Source organism: Flavobacterium sp. (assembly GCF_003525665.1).
Lineage (GTDB): Bacteria > Bacteroidota > Bacteroidia > Flavobacteriales > Flavobacteriaceae > Flavobacterium.
Map to the genome: position 1 here is coordinate 10,732 of NZ_DQDX01000084.1, position 2,678 is coordinate 13,409.

Below are 2,678 nucleotides of genomic sequence, written 5' to 3' on the forward strand. Positions count from 1 at the left end.
TATCTTCACCCATATAAAAATCAAGTAAATCTTTCTTGGTTAAAGTTCCTTGACTTAAGAAACGCTTTAGATATTCTTGGTTAAATTCCATCAATAGCATTGATTTATCTAATTGTTTTAGAATTGCTTTGTTGTTATCAATGTTATTTAGAACTAAAGATTTAATTGACAAAATTTCATTGATGTCTTTAATTATTCTATTCACAATCATTGCTAAAACATTCTTGTCTAATTCGATTTCTTTTGCATTTGTCGCAATATCACGAGCCAACATGTAAGCGATTGCAAGGTTAGAATAATCTCCTTTTTGAGAATTTATAATGGCAACAAAACCAACTTCTGGAATGTAACCCACATTGTCAAAATTTTTGAGAATAGAATTATCAACCAATGAAATATCAAAAACAATAATACTCACTTTTGAATCTCTGTTAGCTTGTGCTTCTATTAATTGGCTCCAAGCGGTATCTGTTTTTCGAATGAAAATTTCTTTATTTTCAATTTCACCAAAACGAATACTTTTATCAAACTTACATTCAATGGCAATCTTTAAATCTGGTGAACCATTTACCTCACAAATAATATCTCCTGTTTTGTTTTTTGGAAGATTTCCAGCTGTGTTTCCAGTTAAGAAAGCTTTGTCTTTTAATCTTCTTTCAAAAAAATAGTTGTTTAAGAAATCAGCAATTTCATCTTCGGCTAAAGTACCTTTTATAGTTGACTTGTAAAATAACTCCTTTTTCATTTCGAAAATCATTTTAAGACTTTCTAATTCAGTACCCAATTCATTATTAGTTTTAGCCAGGAAAGCTGATATTCTATCTTCCATTAATGCCAAAACACCAATGTAAATAGCACGAAGTAATTTTTCGTCTCGTTCAGTTGTTGACAAGTTATCAAAGTAATTGAAAACAATTTGGTTTTCAATTTCAAATTCTTTGATTTCTATACGTTTGAGTTGTTGGTTGATTTTAAGCATTTCTTAATAGTTCAATGAGTTCATTGATTAAATCAGTTACAATTTCATAGTTTTGATTTTCATTATCTGCAATTGAATTTGAAAGATTTCTTAAGCTTTCAGCAATTTCAACAAACTTTCCTGTTATATCGGGATTTTCAATATATGTCGCAAAAACAAATCTTTCATCATATAAAATTTTTGAAAAATCATAAATAGTGTCTTTTAAGGAGTCATCTTCATATATCTTGTGCAAGGTATCGTCCTTACATTTATTTAATTCTAATATTATTAAATTTAAAAGGTTTACGTACCTATCAAAATTACCATTAAATGCAAACTCTTGTAAATAATTTGCATTCATATTAAAAAATCTGTTTATTGAAATTTGAAGTGATAATGTATTTAACTTACTTGAAACCTTATTTGAGTCTTCTATTGCTTTATTCAATGTTTCTTTATCAGGTAACTCGTCATATTTCTTTTGAAAATCATCAAGCTTTGTATTAAATGAAAATTGTTTTTCTTTTAAATCTTGTACACTAATAATATTAACAAGAATAGGTACAAAAATTCCTAATAAAGTCATAAAACCTATGCCAATTGCCATATAAAGATTTAACCTATCTAAATCTTTATCAATAATGCTTTCTGCTCTATTAGTTTCTCTGTACACTTCTTTAGAAAGTATATTGATTTTGTTGTTTAAGTAGGTTATTTCCTCAGGTTCAACAATATAAACTCCTTTATCAGTTTTACTAAATTTTATTTCATTAGATAAATTTAATGTTATTAAAGAGTCTAACTTATTTCTATTTTGCTTTTTAATATCGCTAATTTTTTTGTCTAGACTAATCCATTGCAGTGAAAACAAAACCACCAATAAAGCTATTAAGATTATGCCAATAATTTTAAAATTGTTATAATTTATATCTTTTATTTTTTTTGTCATATTTTAATTTTTAATTTTTTTGGAATTGAATATATCAAATCGTTATACCCTCCTTTTGGTTCTGAGTTATTTGACTTTATTTGCTGATAAGACATTTTGAACATTCTACCAAATAAAGTGTCATCTGCCATTGCTAAATTTTCAATACTATCAATAGACGTTCTAAAGATTAAATCATCGTGTGTAAATAAAATTAGTTGCAATGGGATATCTGGTGTGTGCTTTTGGAATAGTTTGATAATGTTTTGTAAAAACTTTGAAAATGAATTTTTATTTATAAAATCACTTGCAAAAAATAAATCATCCATTACTAATGGGAAATTTATTTTATAGGTTTTTCGCGAAGCTAAAGCGATACTTAAACCTATCATTAATGAAAATAATTTGTATCTAAAGGTGTTGAAATAATTTTGCGGAGTTGTAACTATTTCGTTGGTTTTCTTATCTATTATTTCTGCCACTATATATTTAGTTATATATTCTTCACCTTCGATGTTTAACTTATTTTCTTTTAATCTTATTTCGAGTTTATATTGAGGATCATTTTGAAAATATTCATTTAAAATATCTTCAACAGTATTTTTAATTGGTTCAAATACATTGTTAACCAATTCATCAACTTTTAATTTGAATTTAGAGTTGAAAACAGCTATTTCATCTTTAATTTGATTAAGATAACCAACTTTTTTATTAGCTGAAATTAATTCTACTTCTAACTCATTATTTTTATTTTCGATTGATTTTATTTGCTCGTTAAATTCTATTACG

The 2,678-nt window shown here is 26.0% G+C and carries 3 protein-coding genes; all 3 read right to left on the bottom strand.

Translation table 11 applies throughout. The annotated features are described in order from the left end of the window. Nucleotides 1-979: hypothetical protein (locus DIU01_RS06135; RefSeq protein WP_290832544.1), on the bottom strand; the 979-nt coding region annotated here is incomplete at its 3' end. Further along, entirely contained in the window at nt 972-1,910 is a 939-nt protein-coding gene (locus DIU01_RS06140; protein WP_290832546.1) for a hypothetical protein, read from the bottom strand. The genes DIU01_RS06140 and DIU01_RS06135, both read right to left, overlap by 8 nt. Then, nucleotides 1,907-2,678, bottom strand: a 772-nt coding sequence (locus DIU01_RS06145; protein ID WP_290832548.1) for a hypothetical protein, incomplete at its 5' end; no start/stop codon positions are given. The genes DIU01_RS06145 and DIU01_RS06140, both read right to left, overlap by 4 nt.

Bases quoted from the DNA above. Each gene is read 5' to 3' on its own strand.
- DIU01_RS06140 (WP_290832546.1), bottom strand. From the start codon at position 1,910: ATGACAAAAAAAATAAAAGATATAAATTATAACAATTTTAAAATTATT.